The sequence below is a fragment of the Pseudomonas sp. PGPPP1 genome, assembly GCF_002255865.1.
Classification (GTDB): Bacteria; Pseudomonadota; Gammaproteobacteria; order Pseudomonadales; family Pseudomonadaceae; genus Aquipseudomonas; species Aquipseudomonas cremoris.
Map to the genome: position 1 here is coordinate 57,521 of NZ_NKIG01000022.1, position 16,376 is coordinate 73,896.

A 16,376-nucleotide genomic window follows, 5' to 3' on the forward strand; every position below is an offset into this window, starting at 1 on the left:
GGGGACGACCTCGCGACGCTCTCAAGCGCCTAATCCGGGGACGACCCCACGTCTATAGAGAGGGTCATCATGTCCTGGATCATTCTGTTCTTTGCGGGTTTGTTTGAAGTCGGCTGGGCCGTCGGCCTGAAGTACACCGACGGTTTCAGCAAGCCACTGCCCACCGCCCTGACGATTGCCGCCATGGCCATCAGCCTTGGCCTGTTGGGACTGGCCATGAAGGAACTGCCGCTGGGCACCGCCTATGCCATCTGGACCGGAGTCGGCGCCGTGGGCACGGTGATTGCCGGGATTATCCTGTTTGGGGAGTCCATGGCGTTGTTTCGGCTGGCCAGTGTGGCGCTGATTATTTGCGGGCTCATCGGCCTCAAGATCAGCGCTTAAGCCACTACCGCCTTCGCGAGCAAGCCCGCTCCCACATTCGACCTAATTCCACCTTTGGAATGCGGGCGAATGTGGGAGCGGGCTTGCTCGCGAAGAGGCCGGTACATCCAACACAAAAACTACCTGACACTTCCCCGCAACTCACCCACCACCTCTTGCAACCTGGCAGGCGTCGGGCCTTCAACCGGCTCCCCCGCCACCAACACCACCCGCGACCAGATCCGGTGAAAGAACCCCTTGTTCGGATCGCGACTGAAAAAACTTCCCCACAGCCCCTGCAACGCCAGCGGAATCACCGGCACCGGCGTCTCCTCCAGGATCCGCGTCACCCCACCGCGAAACTCATTCATTTCACCATCGGCGGTCAATTTGCCTTCGGGGAAGATGCACACCAACTCCCCTTCCTTCAGATACTGGGCGATGCGCGTGAAGGCCTTTTCGTAAATCTGAATATCCTCATGGCGCCCGGCAATCGGAATCGCCCCGGCGGTACGGAAGATAAAATTCAGCACCGGCAAGCGATAGATCTTGTAGTACATGACAAAGCGAATCGGCCGACGCACTGCGCCGCCAATCAGCAGCGCATCGACAAACGAAACGTGGTTGCACACCAGCAACGCCGCGCCCTCGTCCGGGATCACTTCAAGGTTGCGATGCTCCACGCGGTACATGGAATGGCTCAACAGCCAGATCATGAAACGCATGGTGAACTCGGGAACGATCCTGAAGATGTAGGTGTTCACTGCGATGTTAAGCAGCGACACCACCAGGAACAGCTCGGGAATCGACAGCTTGGCCACGCTGAGCAGCAGGATCGACACGATGGCCGACACCACCATGAACAGCGCATTGAGGATGTTGTTGGCGGCGATGACCCGCGCCCGCTCGTTCTCGGCAGTGCGCGACTGGATCAGCGCATACAACGGCACGATGTAAAAACCGCCAAACACGCCCAACCCGAGGATATCGAATAGCACCCACCAGGCTTGACCGTAGCTGAGCACCGCCAGCCAGTCGTTAGGCTGCACGTTCTGCGGGAAGCCGCCGGAGTGCCACCACAGCAACAGACCGAACACCGTCAGGCCAAAGGAGCCGAACGGCACCAGGCCGATTTCCACCTTACGCCCCGAGAGTTTTTCGCAGAGCATCGAACCCAGTGCGATACCCACCGAGAACACCGTGAGAATCAGCGTCACCACGGTTTCGTCGCCATACAACCATTCCTTAGCGTAGGCGGGGATTTGCGTCAGGTAGATCGCGCCGACAAACCAGAACCACGAGTTGCCGACGATGGAGCGCGACACCGCAGGCGTCTGCCCCAGGCCCAGGCGCAAGGTGGCCCAGGATTCGCTGAAAATGTTCCAGTTCAAACGCAACCCGGGGGTCGACGCTGCCGCCCGCGGAATACTGCGGCTGGCCAGGTAGCCGAGCACTGCCACGCCGACAATCGCCACCGCCACCACCGGTGCGTAATGGGTGGACGACATCATGATCCCGGCGCCAATGGTGCCGGCCAGGATCGCCAGGAACGTGCCCATTTCCACCAGGCCGTTGCCGCCCACCAACTCATCTTCGTGCAGGGCCTGGGGCATGATCGAGTACTTCACCGGACCGAACAACGCCGAGTGTGTGCCCATGGCAAACAGCGCCAGCAGCATCAGTTCCAAGTGGTTGAACAGGAACCCGGTGGCGCCCACCGCCATGATCACAATCTCGCCGATCTTGATCGCGCGGATCAATGCGTCCTTGTTGAATTTCTCGCCAAACTGCCCGGCCAGCGCCGAGAACAGGAAGAACGGCAGGATAAACAGCAGCGCGCACAGGTTGACCCAGATCGAACGGTCACCGTCGATGGTCAGCTTGTAGAGAATGGCGAGGATCAGCGATTGCTTGAAGATGTTGTCGTTGAAAGCGCCCAGTAACTGGGTGATGAAAAACGGCAGGAAGCGCCGCGTGCGCAGCAAGGTGAATTGCGAGGGGTGGCTCATCGTCCGTGTACCTGCGTGGCCTGTTAGGCTTTTATTGAAAAACAGGCCACGACTTTACCTAATCCCGCTTACTTATTCCCTAGTCCCGCAATACAGGGTGAAACAAAAAGCTCACCTTTATAGGCACCCTGCACGGTGCGCTTGGCAACAATCAGCCACATCAACGCTAGCGCCACTACCAGTACGCTGCCAAATACACTGAAGAACCCCAGGTGTAACAGGCTCGCCAGCTTCAATGTGGCCAGGGCGTACACCCCCAGTGGGAAGGTGAAGCCCCACCAGCCGAGGTTGAACGGGATACCGGAACGCAGGTACCGCAGAGTGATCAGCACAGCGATCAACATCCACCACAGGCCAAAGCCCCACAGCGTAATGCCCGCCACCAGGCCCAGGCCGTTGGCCATTTCGCCGACGCCAGGCAAGCCGTTGGCGGCGAAGATCGCCGGCGCATCACCGCCGAGCAACAACATGCCCAACGCACCGGTGCCGATGGGGCCCAGGGCCAGCCAGCTCGACGCGGCCATATTGGCGTGGGGCAATTTATGCAGGGCCATGCGCAGCATCAAGATGGTGAGGATGCTAAATGCCACTGGCAGGGAAAACGCCCACAGCACGTAGCTGGTCACCAGCATCACCAGTTGCGAATGGGCGTCGGCCAAGTGTGGCGCCAACAGGCCACCACTGGCGGCCGCGACTTCGGCGGCAACCACCGGCAGCAGCCATACGGCGGTCATCTGGTCGATGCTGTGTTCCTGGCGCGTAAACATCATGAACGGGATCAGCACGCCGCACGCCAAGGCCATGGCCACGTCCAGCCACCACAAAGCTTCGGCCAGCGGTATGACGTCACTGCCCCAGCGCGGCAGGCCAAACAGCAGCAAGCCGTTGAGAATGGTCGCGAGCCCCATGGGAATGGTGCCGAAGAACATCGAGACCGTGGAGTGCCCGAAGATCCGTCGCGCCTCGTGGAAAAACATCACCCAACGGGCGGCATACAGGATGCTGAACAACATAAACAGGCCGATGGTAAACAACCACAGCCCTTCGGCAATGGCATGCACGCCGGGCAGATTGATCGGCAGTTGCGCCAGGGCCAGCGCGAGCACGCCTGTGCCCATGGTCGCAGCGAACCAGTTGGGAGTGAACTGGCGAATCACTTCCCGTGGACGGGTCAGGTGACTGAATGGCTTGTAGCTGATGGTATTCGAACAGGTCATGTGGAAATTCCTCCTCCTCGCATGAGGTTGAGATCATGGTAGAACCTTATCGAATATCTATATAACGGGTAATTTCTCTAACTGTTATCTATTTTACCTATATGCGAACGTTGCGACTGGACGAATCCCTTGTCAACAGCCCCGCCAAGGCACCCAGCGCCAGTACGATCAGCACGGCGCCATAACCGTCGGTGGTTGCGATCAAGCCATACACACGACTCAGATTTCCCGCCAGCAACGCCGGTAGGCAAAACGCCAGGTAGCTCAGCACATAGAACGCCGACATCAAGCCGGCCCGCTCATGGGGCAATGCCAGCCCGACAATACTGCGCACGCTGCCCATAAAACCGCCGCCAAAGCCGAAGCCGGCGATTACACTGGCGATAAAAAACAGCCCTAAGCTGGCGGTTTGAACCGCCACCAGCAGCAAGGCCACACCCACCGCCAGCAACACCGCCGACAGGCGCATGACCTTATCCGCCGGGCGCTCCCGCAGGCTGTAGATCATCACCGCACCGCTCAAGGTTACGACCGCCACTAATCCCCCGCCGATCAGATGGGAGGTGGAGCCGGTCGCAGCCCGCACCAGCGACGGCGCCAGCGAAGAAAAGAACCCGCCCAACGCCCACACCGCCACATTCAATGGCATGGCCAGCCATAATGCCCGGCGTGCTTGTTCCGGCACATGCAGGGTCGGCGCCAGCGACTTCAAGGCACCCGGTATGCGGCTGACGGTTTCCGGCAGGCGCCATACGTACAGGGCTTGCAGCACCATCAAACCGAGCATCACCACATAAATCAGTTGGGTCGGCCGAGGCGCAAACTCCACCAGCAGGCCACTGCCCAGGCCACCGCTGGCCATGCCCAGCAGCGGCGCCAAGCTATTGAGAATCGGGCCGCGTACACGGTCGGTGTCCAGTAACGTCGCACTCAATACCGCCGTCGCCATGCCGGTGGCAAAACCTTGTAGCGCACGGGCGGCAATCAGGTAAGCGGTGCTGTCGGCGTTGATAAACAGCAGCATCGCCACGATATTCAGTAGCAGGGCCACAAAAATGACCGGCTTGCGCCCCAAGTAATCCGACAGCGACCCCACGGTCAGCAACGCCGCCAGCAGGCTGACGGCGTATACGCCGAAGATGACTGTGAGCATGGCTGCGGAAAAGTGCAGGTTGTCCTGATACACCTGATACAGCGGCGTCGGCGCGCTGGAGGCGGCGAGAAAGGTCAACACCGTGACGACCAGGAACGTCAGGCTCGAACGGTTGGAAGAAGGTAGGGACATGGGCACGCTCCGCTAAAGCTAATATTTTGCTTTTGTGGAGTGTGCTACCAGCGTGCGCTTAAAGCAAATTCTTTGTGTTAAGGTTTTACGCATGGCAATTAAAGAAGGCCTTCGCCCGGGGGGCCGCAGTGCCCGGGTCCAAGAATCAGTGCACAACGCCACGCGCGAATTGCTGGAAGCCCATGAGCGTTCCAGCGTTACCGTGCCGATGATTGCTGCGCGCGCGGGTGTCACGCCCTCCACCATCTATCGGCGCTGGGGCGACCTCTCTGCCCTGCTCGCCGACGTGGCGCTGGAGCGCATGCGCCCCGACAGCGAGCCGGCCAACACCGGCAGCCTGCGCGGCGACCTGCAAGCCTGGGCCGAGCAGTACCTGGACGAGATGAGTTCGGAGCCGGGGCGCAACATGATGCGCGACGTGCAAAGCAGCCAGACACCGGGATATTGCGTAACCCTGATTGGCGGGCAATTGCAGACGATTGTCGACCGCTATCCCGATAGCACAGCACCCCACGTGGACCGTTTGATCAATCTGCTAGCAGCGCCGACAGTGTTCAGGATTTTGTTTGGGAGTGCGCCACTGCAGGTTGAAGAACTGCACGAACTGATCGAATTGGCGCTGAAAGGCTAAAGCCCGAACACAAAACCTAATGTGGGAGCTGGCTTGCCTGCTCCCACATTGTCCTGAATACACTCCAAAAAAACGGCCTCAATTGAGGCCGTTTTTTATTGTGAACTGTCGCTTACGTACGCATCCCGCGCCCACTCACCAGCAGCTTTGCGCAGCCCACATACAGCACCACCGTCGCCACCAGCATGAACGTGATTGCAACGCTGATCTTGATATCCGACACCCCCAGAATGCCGTAGCGGAAGGCGTTGACCATGTGCAACACCGGGTTGGCCAGCGACACGGTCTGCCAGAACGGCGGCAACAGGGTGATGGAATAGAACACACCGCCCAGGTAGGTCAGCGGCGTCAGCACGAACGTTGGGATGATCGAAATATCATCGAAGTTGCGCGCAAACACGGCGTTGATAAACCCCAGCAGCGAGAAGATCGTCGCCGTCAGTACCACCACCAACAAGGTGACCCCCAGGTGATGCACCTGCAGGTGGGTGAAGAACAGCGACAGCAACGTCACGATCACGCCCACCATCAACCCGCGCAGCACGCCGCCCAGGGTGTAGCCGATCAGGATGGTGTGCGGCGACACCGGCGACACCATCAGTTCTTCGATGGAACGCTGGAACTTGCTGCCGAAGAAACTCGACACCACGTTGCCGTAGGAGTTGGTGATCACCGACATCATGATCAGCCCCGGCACGATGTACTCCATGTAGGTGAAGCCACCCATGTCGCCGATCTGGCGACCGATCAGGTTACCGAAGATCACGAAGTACAAGACCATGGTGATCGCCGGCGGCAGCAATGTCTGCGGCCAGATCCGGGTAAAGCGCTTCACTTCGCGATAGACAATGGTTTGCAGCGCGACGAGGTTGGGTTGCAGTTCGGAACTCATACCGCCACCTTCGCCAGATTTTTCTCCACCAGGGACACGAACAACTCCTCGAGGCGATTGGTTTTGTTACGCAGGCTCAACACTTCGATGTTCTGGGTCGCCAACTGCGTGAACAGCGCGGTAATACCCATGGCCTTGTCCACCTGCACTTCCAGCGTGTGGCTGTCGACCAGGCGGCTCGGGTAGCCGAGCAGCTGCGGCGCTACCGACAGGTTGTTTTTCAGGTCGAGCACGAAGGTTTCCACATGCAACTGGCCCAGCAGGTTACGCATGCTGGTGTTCTCGACGATGGTGCCGTGGTCGATGATGCCGATGTTGCGGCACAGCTGCTCAGCCTCTTCCAGGTAGTGGGTGGTGAGGATGATGGTGATGCCCTTCTCGTTCAGCTCGGTGAGGAAGGTCCACATCGAACGACGCAGCTCGATGTCCACGCCAGCGGTGGGCTCATCGAGGATCAGCAGGCGCGGTTCGTGCACCAGTGCGCGGGCAATCATCAGGCGCCGCTTCATCCCGCCGGACAGCGAACGCGAAGGCACGTCGCGCTTGTCCCACAGGCCCAACTGGGTCAGGTACTGCTCGGCGCGTTCCTTGGCGATTTTCGCCGGGATGCCGTAGTAACCGGCCTGGGTCACGACGATGTCGAAGGTCTTTTCAAACTGGTTGAAGTTGAATTCCTGGGGCACCACGCCAATGGAGCGCTTGAGCGCCGCCGGGGATTTGTCCAGGTCATGGCCGAAGATATTCACCGTGCCGCTGGTTTTGTTGACCAGGGTCGAGAGGATACCGATGGTGGTGGATTTGCCGGCGCCGTTAGGGCCAAGCAAGGCGAAGAAGTCACCTTCGGCAACGTCCAGATCGATACCACTCAGGGCCTGGAAACCGTTGCCGTAGGTTTTGGTTAGCTGCCGGATGGACAGAGCGGAACTCATATCGGATTACGCACCAAAGAAGGGAATAGAAAGAATAGATGAGGGCGCAGCCCACGTAGTTCAACGGCGGCGCATGACAAGCATGGTGCTTGCCCGCGCCGCACAAGTACAGTCACCTGTATTAATAGTCAGTATTAAGTCAACGCAGTCATGACCGCTTTGCGGTAGGCCGGACGCTGTTGCAGGCGTGCGTACCAGGCTTCTAGATGGGGCATCGCAGGCCGTTCTATCGGCATTTCAAACCAAGCGTAGGCAAAACAGCCCAGGGGGATATCGCCCATGCCGATCTCGTTGCCCGACAGATACGGCTGTTCGGCGAGGGCTTTTTCCACCGTACTCAGTGCTTCGATGCAGGCTTTGCGCCCGGCATGGATGTTGTCCCAGTTCTGCTTTTCCGCCGGGGTGCGCAAGATGCCCCAGAACACGATCTTGAACGGTTCGGCCAGGGTCGAGGTGGTCCAATCCATCCACTTCTCCGCACTGGCCCGGGCTTTCAGGTCTGTCGGGTACCACGTGGAGCCCTGCTTGGCGCACAGATAACGCACGATGGTGTTGGACTCCCACAGCACGAAGTCGCCGTCCTCGATCATCGGCACCCGACCGTTGGGGTTCAACGCTCGGTACTGCGGCGTGTCCACCACGCCAAACGCCCCGCCCGCATCAATTGCTTCATAGTCCAGGCCGAGTTCCTCGGCGCACCACAGTGCTTTCCTGACGTTTGATGAATTTTTACGACCCCAGATTTTCAGCATGACCGTGCCTTATCGTTTGGTGAGCGCAGCAGCATACGCCGGATCACGCGCGGCTTAAATCGGTCTGCATGTCCCCCAGCAACTCGGGCATGTCCTCGCCAAACAAATGCGGGTAACACTGGCGAATATGCGCGAAGAAAAACGCCTCGGGCACGTCATGGAACTGACCGTGGTCCACCACGTACTCCATCGAGCGCTGGCCCTGGCGGTTGAAGGCGTGGAAGACGCTGTCGTTGATCCCATCAAATTCCAACGGCGGAACATCAAACAGGTCGCACAGTTGCTGGTTGAACGCCGGCGTGGCCTTGACCCAACGCCCGTGCAGATACAGCTCGGTGTAACCATGCATGGCGAACACATCGCTTTTGAGCAACGCGATCAAGCGCGGCGTCGACAAATGGTTACGCACATCTGCCAGGCCGATGCGCGCAGGGATGCCGCAATGGCGTGCACAAGCGGCGAGCAGCGTGGCCTTGGGCACGCAGTAGCTTTCGCGAACGCTCAGGGCGTAGCTGGCGCTCAAGGTCTCTGGGTCGCGGCTAAAGGTGTAAGGGTTATAGCGAATCGCCTCACGCACCGCGTAATAAAGACTGACTGCCTGGTCACATAAATCTGCGCTGGGCCCGCGGTGTTTTTCGGCGAACTCCACCACCGCAGGGTGGTCACTATCGATGAAGCGGCTGGGACTCAAGTACGTATCCATGCGCGTTATCTCCGAAGGAAGCCTGGAGTCTAACCACAGGCCTGCCGGGGAGATAACGACGATTCGGCCAATTCTCGTTACACCCTGATCACCCGCTTGCTCGGATGCCGACTAAGCTCCTTGGTGGTTTCGCCCCTGGTTTCACGGAGGATTGAATATGCTGTTGTTGTGGATACTGGTTCTGGTGGTCGGCATTGCCTACCTGGCACACCGCCGTACTGCGCCCCTGCCCGCCCTGGGCGTGGTCGCCGTCTACCTCTTGGCGATGGGCGCGTGGAGTCATGCGCCAGGTTGGCTGCTGCTGATCTTCTGGGTGCTGATCGCTGCTGTCGCCGCGCCTTTGCTGCTGCCTGACCTGCGCCGCCAATACTTCACCAAACCGCTATTTAGCTGGTTCCAGAAAGTCCTGCCGCCGATGTCCGAAACCGAGCGCGATGCCATCGATGCTGGCACGGTGTGGTGGGATGGCGAGCTGTTTAGCGGCCGCCCTGACTGGGACAAGTTGCTGGCCTACCCCAAGGCCCAACTGACCGAAGAAGAACAGGCGTTTATCGACGGCCCCACCGAAGAACTCTGCGCCATGGTCAGTGATTGGGAAATCGGCCAGGCCATGGACCTGCCGCCCGCCGCCTGGGAACACATCAAGACCCACGGGTTCTTCGCCCTTATCATTCCCAAGGAATACGGTGGCAAGGGTTTCTCGGCCTACGCCCACTCCCAGGTGGCGATGAAGCTCGCTACCCGCAGCGGCGACCTGGCGTCTACCGTCATGGTGCCCAACTCCCTCGGCCCCGCCGAACTGCTGCTGCACTACGGCACAGACGAACAACGCAACCATTACCTGCCACGCCTGGCCCGTGGCGATGACATCCCCTGCTTTGCCCTCACCGGCCCACTGGCCGGCTCCGATGCCGGCGCCATGCCGGACACTGGGGTGATCTGCAAGGGTGAATGGGAAGGCAAGGAAACCCTCGGCCTGCGCCTGAACTGGGAAAAACGCTACATCACCCTCGGCCCGGTCGCGACCTTGCTGGGCCTGGCCTTCAAGGCTCATGACCCGGACCACCTGCTGGGCGACGTGGAAGACCTAGGCATCAGCCTGGCATTGATCCCTACCGACACCCCCGGCGTGGAAATCGGCCGTCGCCACTTACCCCTCGGCGCCGCCTTTATGAACGGCCCCAATTCCGGCAAGGACGTTTTCATCCCGCTGGAATTTCTCATCGGCGGCCAGGAAATGCTCGGCAAGGGTTGGATGATGTTGATGAACTGCCTGTCGGTAGGCCGTTCGATCTCCCTGCCCGCTGTGGGCACCGGCGCGGCCAAGTTCACCAGCCTGGTAACCGGCCAGTACGCACAGGTGCGAGAGCAATTCAACGTGCCGCTGTCGGCCTTCGAAGGTATTCAGGAAGCCTTGGCACGTATCGGCGGCAACGCCTGGCTGATGGACAGTGCGCGCATGCTCACCGCCAACGCAGTCGACCTGGGGGAAAAACCCTCGGTGCTGTCGGCGATCCTCAAGTACCACCTCACCGAGCGCGGCCGTGAATGCATCAGCCACGCTATGGATGTGCACGGCGGCAAGGGCATCATCATGGGCCCGAACAACTACCTTGGCCGCAGTTGGCAGGGTGCGCCGATCTTCATCACCGTGGAAGGCGCAAATATCCTGTCGCGCAACCTGATGATCTTTGGCCAGGGCGCCATCCGTTGCCACCCGTTCGTACTCAAGGAAATGGCACTGGCCGGTCGTGAAGACCATGACCAGGCGTTGAAGGAGTTCGATGGCCTGCTGATGCAACACATCGGTTTTGCCGTGAGCAACGCCGCCAGCACCCTGGTGCTGAACCTCGGGATCGGCCACTTCGAAAAAGCACCGGGCAACCGTTTGAGCCAAGGCTACTTCCGCGCACTCAACCGCCAAGCCGCAGCGTTCGCCCTGCTTGCCGACTTGAGCATGATGTTGCTGGGTGGCGAATTGAAGCGCCGCGAACGCCTGTCCGCCCGCCTAGGCGATGTGCTGAGCCACATGTACCTGGCCTCGGCGGCGCTCAAGCGCTATCACGACCTGGATTCGCCAGACCATCTGGAGCCGCTGTTCGCCTGGGCCATGGAAGAAAGCCTCGGCAAATCGGAGCAGGCGCTGGATGAGCTGCTGAGCAACTTCCCGAACAAAGTGCTGGGCTGCCTGCTGCGGGTGATCGTGTTCCCGTTCGGACGCCGCCATACCGGCCCGTCCGACGCACTGGATGCCGAAGTCGCGGCAGTGATTGGCCGTGCCAAAGGCGACCCGACCCTGGAAGAATTGCTGGCAGGCTGCTACCGCCCGCAATCGGCGGAAGATCCAGTGGGCGCCCTGCAACACGCCTACGACCTGCTCGGCGCCAGCCATCCGTTGCAGAAAAAACTGCACACGGCGCTTAAAAACGGCCAGGTCAAACCGAGGGCCGGCGAGCACGCCATCGACGCGGCACTGGAAGCCGGCGTGCTGCAACCGGGCGAAGCACAAACCCTGCGTGACGCCGAAGCGGCGCGACGCAAGGTGATCGACGTGGATGATTTCAGCAAGGAAGAGCTGACCCACACCGAGGGTAAAATCCGCTGAGTCGAGCGGTCATATAAAAACGGGCGCGTGAGCTATATACTCTCGCGCCCGTTTTTGCTTTAGAGGACTTATCTCGTGTCCAACGTCGTTGCCGATCATCTCGTCTTGCTCGACCACCTGCGCAGCATCCTGGTAGCCGTCGGCGAAGCCGAACAGGTTCCCGAGGAAAGCCACTCGCTGTTCCTGGAGCGTTTCGACGAATTGCGCGCCCTGCTGCCGATCGACCCGATCGAAAGCCAGTATCTGGGCCAGGACCTGATGAGCCAGGTCATCCTGCGCTACCCACAAATTGCCCACCTGGTACCGCGCGACCTGCTGTGGTTCTTTGGCGGTGACTGCCTGCACTTCATGCCCGATGAAGAACTGGACCTGTACCAGGCCCTGGAAGAGCGTCGCTTCGAAGCCGAACAGAACGACGAACCGTTCGACTGGAACCAGGAAAAGCAGCTGCTGGCCATGCCAGACGACCAAAGCAAGCACTGATCCAGCGCAAATTGCTTTTCTGTGGGAGCTGGCTTGCCTGCGATGGCGGTGGGTCAGCTTGCACATTAGCGACTGGCAGGCCGCTATCGCAGGCAAGCCAGCTCCCACATTTAGAGCGTGTTTCTACCGGTGGCGAAGGGTCGGCTCCTTGGCCATGGACTCCACCAGATAATCTATAAACACCCGCAACTTGGGTGGCAGATACCGCGTCGGCGAATGCAACAACCACACTTCGCCGTGGTACGACGCAATAAAATCCCACTGCGCCAACACCTGCACCACCGTCCCCGCCTCCAGCGCATGCCGCGCCGTAAAGTACGGCAAGCTGCCTATCCCCACATGCTGTAACACCGCATCCAGGCGCACGCCGGTGTGGTTCGCCGCATAACGCCCGCGTACCCCCACCGTCACCGTCTTGCCGGCCTGGCGAAATCTCCAACGGGCATCCGCTGGTGTTTCCCCCAAATAAATGCAGCTGTGTTCCTGCAAATCATGCGGGTGCTGCGGCGTGCCGTGCTCGGCCAAGTACTGAGGCGTGGCACACAGCAAGTGCTCGATGGGGAACAATGGCCGCCCCACCAAACCCGGTGGTGGACTTTCGGAAATGCGCAGGATCAGATCCAGGTTGTCATCGATCAAATCCACCGGCCGGTCTTCAAGAATCAACTGCACGTCCACCTTGGGATAGCGCTGCAGAAACGCCGGCATATGCGGGTGAATCACAAACCGTCCCACCGCCTTGGGCACGCTGACGCGCACCAAACCTTCGGCTTCATGGGTGTATTGGCCACTGATCTCCATCACCGAACGCGCCGCGTTGACCATCTCCTGGCAGCGCTTGAACACCTCTTCACCGCCCTCACTCAGGCGCAGCTTGCGCGTGGTACGTTGCAATAACCGCGTCGCCAAGGCCTTTTCCAGGCGCGAAATACTGCGGCTCACCGATGAAGGCGAAGCGCCCATCTGCCGGGCGGCTTCGGAGAAACTGCCGGTTTCCACGACTTTGACGAAAATCGCCATTTCAGCCAGCAGCGGCAAAGGGAGATTGATGCTCATGACGCACAGGTCCATTGATAATTGAGCGGATTATCACCTATCCGAGCACTATTTATACTGCCCACAGAACCCTGATGCGGATGTAAATGATGACCGAGCGCCTGTTTTTCACCCATGACCACCTGACGGCCGAGTTGGAAGTGCTCAGTTGCACAGCCCACGAGGGTCTTTTTGCAGTCGTCTTGCAATCGACGATCTTCCATCCCCAAGGTGGCGGGCAGCCCTTCGACACCGGCTGGCTGGGCGACAGCCAGGTCGTGCGGGTCACCCAGGAAGCCGACCGCGTGGTGCACTACGTCGACCAACCGGTGGCACCAGGCCCGATCACGGCGCGGGTCGATGAGCCGCGCCGCACCCTGCACACACGGCTGCATTCGGCTGGGCACTTGATTGGCAACGCCGGCGAAACCCTGGGGTGGATGCCGATCAAGGCGCACCACTGGCCGGGTGAGGGCAAGATCACGTTTATTCGCGGTGAAGCGGCGCAAGCGATCGATGCCGAGGCGATCCAGCAGCAAATCAACCAGTGGATCGCTGCCGATCACCCTCGCCACATGACCTTGGAAGACGGCACCCGCGAGGTAGGTTTCGGCGAGTTGCCCGCGTATGCGTGTGGCGGTACGCATGTGCAGGCGCTGAGCGAATTGGGCCAGGTGACGATCCTGGCCCTGTCGGAGAAAAAAGGCGCACTGTCGGTGCGCTACGAAATCACTTGAGCCCGCTCACTACATGGCAATTGCTCCGGGCCTTCCGGGCTCTACGGCAAATGACTTGAGGGTCGACACCGTGGCGGTAGGATCACGCGGATCGGTGATCACCCGAAAGTGCGTCAGCATCTTCTGCTCTGCGATCTCCACCGACACGTACCCACGCTTACGGCTGTCGAAAAACTGCACATGGGGGTTGAGCGGCAGCAGCGCCTTGAATGCCTCGAAGGGTGGACCATCGGACGTGACAGACGACCCTACAAACTCGGTAGCGACAATCGGCGAGTCCAGGTCATTGGCGTCAGCGTGCAAGTCCGTGGTCCAGAACGAATGGATATCGCCGCCCCAGAACACCGGATTCTTCAGCTGCCGGCGCTGAATGGACGCCAGCATCCGTTCACGGTTGGCCATGTAGCCATCCCAACCATCGGTCCAGCGCCCGGGCTTGTGATTGGTCAGGTCACGCTGGTTCAGCGGCGCCACCAACAAGTCCTGGGCAATCACGTTCCATTGCGCCTTTGACTCGGCAAACCCGCGATCCAGCCAGGCCTCCTGCTCCCAACCGAGCATGGTGCGGCGAGGGTCGCGCAAGTCGCTGCAGGTGTTGTCGGCGATATACCCCTGGTGGCTACCATTGGCCAGGATGCACGGTTGTTCGGAGCGATATTGCCGACCGTCGAGCACATGAAAACGTGCGAGTCGGCCGTAGTCCAAACGCCGATAAATACGCATGTCCGGCCCCTTGGGCACGCTGCTGGCTCGCAGTGGCATGTGTTCGTAAAACGCCTGGTAGGCCGCCGCCCGCTGCTGGAGAAACTGTGCCACCGGAATCTTCGGATCCTGGGACCACTGGTTGGCATAGTCGTTTTGCACCTCGTGATCGTCCCAGGTGGCCACACTGGGCGCAGCCGCGTGCAACGCCTGCAAATCCGGATCGGTTTTGTACAGCGCGTAGCGGTTGCGGTAGTCCCTCAGGCTCACCGCATTACCACTGCCATGGGAACGAAACACCTTGCCAGACTCCGGCGCAAAGGAGCTGTCGTAGATATAGTCACCGAGGAAAAACACCAGGTCGGGCTGCTCGGCCGCCAGGTGGCGATAGGCACTGAAGTAACCGCGCTCCCAGTGCGAGCACGACACAAACCCCACCCGCGCCGACGCCATGGCCTGCACCGGCGGCGTCGTGCGTGCCTGGCCCACAGGGCTTTGCGCGCCGAGGCCGTCGAACTGGTACCAGTACGGCCGACCGGCATCCAGCCCCGCCACTTCGACATGCACGGAATGCGCAAAGCGCTCCGTCGCCATCACCTCGCCCTGCCTGACGATGCGCGTCATCGCTGCATCGCTGGCCACTCGCCAACGTACCGGCACCGCGCGACGCAAGCCGCCACGGCCATCGGCGTCATTGAACAACGGCGCCAGTCGGGTCCAGATCACAAAACCATCGGGCAGTGGATCTCCGGAAGCCACGCCGAGCGTGAACGGATAATCCACCCCGGCACTGCGCGCAAACGGGCTGAGGATCGAGAACGCGCCAGCCACCGCCAGCCCCGTGAGGATCCGTCGGCGGTCATGGTCCACCGCGCCGCTCATACGCGGCGTTCCCAGTCTTTACGCACCACGGCGAACCCCAACAGGTCTTCGAATACCCCGTTCTTGAGAAACGCTTCGCGCATGCAGCCCTCAAAGCGCAGGCCGATTTTCTCCATCACCCGCGCCGACTCCTTGTTACGCCCGAAGCATTGGCTGCCGATGCGTTGCAGGCCCAACTCGGTGAAGCCGAAGTCCGTCACGGCACTGGCCGCCTCGGCAGCGTAGCCCTGGTTACGGCAGTGCGCTGCCACCCAGCCACCCAAGTGGCCATAGCGATGCCGAGGGTTGAGCCGCAGGCTGACGATGCCGACCAACTCGCCACTCGCATGCTCATGCATGCCCAGGCTGAGCAATTCACCCGCACGATATTTCGCCTCCATCGCATCAATAAAAACCTGTGCGGTTTCCAGCGTGTAGGGCGATGGAATATTCGCCGTGTTGTCGGCGATTTTTGGCCCGTTGGCGAGGCCGGAAAGTGCCTCGGCCTGGCCCATTTCCAGCGCGCGCAATAGTAGTCGCGCAGTCGATAAATGCGGCAGTGAATGACTCATTCCCAGGGGCCCTCGATGTAAAGTTTTCGAGAATGTACCGTGGGTGTTTCAATTTCATTACGTCATAAAACTGCAAGGTAAATCTCCTGAAAGACGCGTCCTAGAGCCCTAAAAACGTCAATTATTGTTAACCAATCGGTCATTTTTGGTTGTTAGCGTGTCGCCCCTAATTCAACGACGGGGTAGCGGAATGAGAACCTGGGATGAACCCAAGAAACGCAAGGCACACATCGAACTGATCCCAATGATCGACGTGATGATGTTCCTCCTGGTGTTTTTCGTACTCGTGAGCCTGAACGTGATTCCCGCGCTCGGCATGAAGACCCAATTGCCTAGCGCCAGCAGCTCACAACAACTCAAGCCGCAGAACAAATTCATCCTGACCCTGGGCCTGGAAGGCCAACTGCAACTGGATGGCAAAGACCTTACGGTCGACGCCCTGGTACCGGCGCTGAAGGCAGCAGAGAAGCCCGATACCAAGTCGACGATCATCGTCAACAGCGACAAGGGCGTAGAAGTTTCGCGCCTGGTGGAAGTGATGGACACCCTGCGCCTGGGTGGCTTCACCTCCGTGTCCATTGCCACGCGTAAGTCCTGATC

The 16,376-nt window shown here is 60.0% G+C and carries 16 protein-coding genes; 6 read left to right on the top strand and 10 right to left on the bottom strand.

Annotated elements, in window-relative coordinates; all coding sequences use genetic code 11:
* Positions 1 to 69: 69 nt before the first annotated feature.
* A complete protein-coding gene (gene sugE / locus CFE47_RS22060; protein ID WP_010166396.1) occupies positions 70 to 384 on the top strand; it encodes a quaternary ammonium compound efflux SMR transporter SugE in 315 nt (104 codons plus the stop codon).
* Positions 385 to 503: 119 nt separating this feature from the next.
* Here the strand turns inward: sugE and CFE47_RS22065 are convergent, their stop codons facing one another.
* From CFE47_RS22065 to CFE47_RS22075, 3 genes are all read right to left on the bottom strand, one after another.
* Complete coding sequence (locus tag CFE47_RS22065) at positions 504 to 2,372, bottom strand: MFS transporter (RefSeq protein ID WP_286840463.1); 1,869 nt, start codon at positions 2,370 to 2,372, stop codon at positions 504 to 506.
* Positions 2,373 to 2,440: 68 nt separating this feature from the next.
* A complete protein-coding gene (locus CFE47_RS22070) occupies positions 2,441 to 3,589 on the bottom strand; it encodes a TDT family transporter (RefSeq protein ID WP_286840465.1) in 1,149 nt (382 codons plus the stop codon).
* Positions 3,590 to 3,686: 97 nt separating this feature from the next.
* Positions 3,687 to 4,874 carry an MFS transporter gene (locus tag CFE47_RS22075; RefSeq protein ID WP_286840467.1) on the bottom strand — a complete coding sequence of 396 codons (1,188 nt, stop codon included), beginning with the start codon at positions 4,872 to 4,874 and terminating at the stop codon, positions 3,687 to 3,689.
* A gap of 91 nt (positions 4,875 to 4,965) precedes the next feature.
* Between CFE47_RS22075 and CFE47_RS22080 the strand changes: the two genes are divergently transcribed.
* Positions 4,966 to 5,505 (top strand): TetR/AcrR family transcriptional regulator, encoded by a 540-nt coding sequence (locus CFE47_RS22080; RefSeq protein ID WP_286840468.1) that lies wholly within the window; start codon positions 4,966 to 4,968, stop codon positions 5,503 to 5,505.
* 112 nt (positions 5,506 to 5,617) lie between these two features.
* Here CFE47_RS22080 and CFE47_RS22085 read toward each other — a convergent pair whose 3' ends face one another.
* The 4 genes from CFE47_RS22085 to CFE47_RS22100 all read right to left on the bottom strand — a co-directional run bounded on the left by CFE47_RS22085 (position 5,618) and on the right by CFE47_RS22100 (position 8,781).
* On the bottom strand, positions 5,618 to 6,397 hold the full coding sequence (locus tag CFE47_RS22085; RefSeq protein ID WP_185710592.1) for an ABC transporter permease: 780 nt from the start codon (positions 6,395 to 6,397) through the stop codon (positions 5,618 to 5,620).
* A complete protein-coding gene (locus CFE47_RS22090; RefSeq protein WP_185710591.1) occupies positions 6,394 to 7,326 on the bottom strand; it encodes an ABC transporter ATP-binding protein in 933 nt (310 codons plus the stop codon). Before CFE47_RS22090 ends, CFE47_RS22085 begins: the two co-directional genes overlap by 4 nt.
* 134 nt (positions 7,327 to 7,460) lie before the next feature.
* On the bottom strand, positions 7,461 to 8,078 hold the full coding sequence (locus CFE47_RS22095; RefSeq protein ID WP_286840470.1) for a glutathione S-transferase family protein: 618 nt from the start codon (positions 8,076 to 8,078) through the stop codon (positions 7,461 to 7,463).
* A 43-nt stretch (positions 8,079 to 8,121) separates the two neighbouring features.
* Positions 8,122 to 8,781 carry a transglutaminase-like domain-containing protein gene (locus CFE47_RS22100; protein WP_286840471.1) on the bottom strand — a complete coding sequence of 220 codons (660 nt, stop codon included), beginning with the start codon at positions 8,779 to 8,781 and terminating at the stop codon, positions 8,122 to 8,124.
* A 157-nt stretch (positions 8,782 to 8,938) separates the two neighbouring features.
* On the opposite strand from CFE47_RS22100, the gene CFE47_RS22105 reads away from it, so the two are divergent.
* Positions 8,939 to 11,386, top strand: a complete 2,448-nt coding sequence (locus CFE47_RS22105; protein WP_286840473.1) for an acyl-CoA dehydrogenase — start codon at positions 8,939 to 8,941, stop codon at positions 11,384 to 11,386.
* A 75-nt stretch (positions 11,387 to 11,461) separates the two neighbouring features.
* Entirely contained in the window at positions 11,462 to 11,869 is a 408-nt protein-coding gene (locus tag CFE47_RS22110) for a PA2817 family protein (protein ID WP_010211653.1), read from the top strand.
* 123 nt (positions 11,870 to 11,992) lie between these two features.
* Here the strand turns inward: CFE47_RS22110 and CFE47_RS22115 are convergent, their stop codons facing one another.
* Positions 11,993 to 12,925 (bottom strand): LysR family transcriptional regulator, encoded by a 933-nt coding sequence (locus CFE47_RS22115; protein WP_286840476.1) that lies wholly within the window; start codon positions 12,923 to 12,925, stop codon positions 11,993 to 11,995.
* 89 nt (positions 12,926 to 13,014) lie between these two features.
* Here CFE47_RS22115 and CFE47_RS22120 point away from each other — a divergent pair, with 89 nt between their 5' ends.
* Positions 13,015 to 13,641, top strand: coding sequence for an alanyl-tRNA editing protein (locus tag CFE47_RS22120; RefSeq protein ID WP_185710586.1), 627 nt, complete (start codon positions 13,015 to 13,017; stop codon positions 13,639 to 13,641).
* 9 nt (positions 13,642 to 13,650) lie between these two features.
* Here the strand turns inward: CFE47_RS22120 and CFE47_RS22125 are convergent, their stop codons facing one another.
* Together CFE47_RS22125 and CFE47_RS22130 are read right to left on the bottom strand one after the other, a co-directional pair.
* Positions 13,651 to 15,225 carry an alkaline phosphatase D family protein gene (locus CFE47_RS22125; RefSeq protein ID WP_286840478.1) on the bottom strand — a complete coding sequence of 525 codons (1,575 nt, stop codon included), beginning with the start codon at positions 15,223 to 15,225 and terminating at the stop codon, positions 13,651 to 13,653.
* On the bottom strand, positions 15,222 to 15,776 hold the full coding sequence (locus CFE47_RS22130) for a GNAT family N-acetyltransferase (protein WP_286840479.1): 555 nt from the start codon (positions 15,774 to 15,776) through the stop codon (positions 15,222 to 15,224). Before CFE47_RS22130 ends, CFE47_RS22125 begins: the two co-directional genes overlap by 4 nt.
* 190 nt (positions 15,777 to 15,966) lie before the next feature.
* Between CFE47_RS22130 and CFE47_RS22135 the strand changes: the two genes are divergently transcribed.
* Positions 15,967 to 16,374, top strand: a complete 408-nt coding sequence (locus tag CFE47_RS22135) for an ExbD/TolR family protein (protein WP_005786670.1) — start codon at positions 15,967 to 15,969, stop codon at positions 16,372 to 16,374.
* Positions 16,375 to 16,376: the final 2 nt, after the last annotated feature.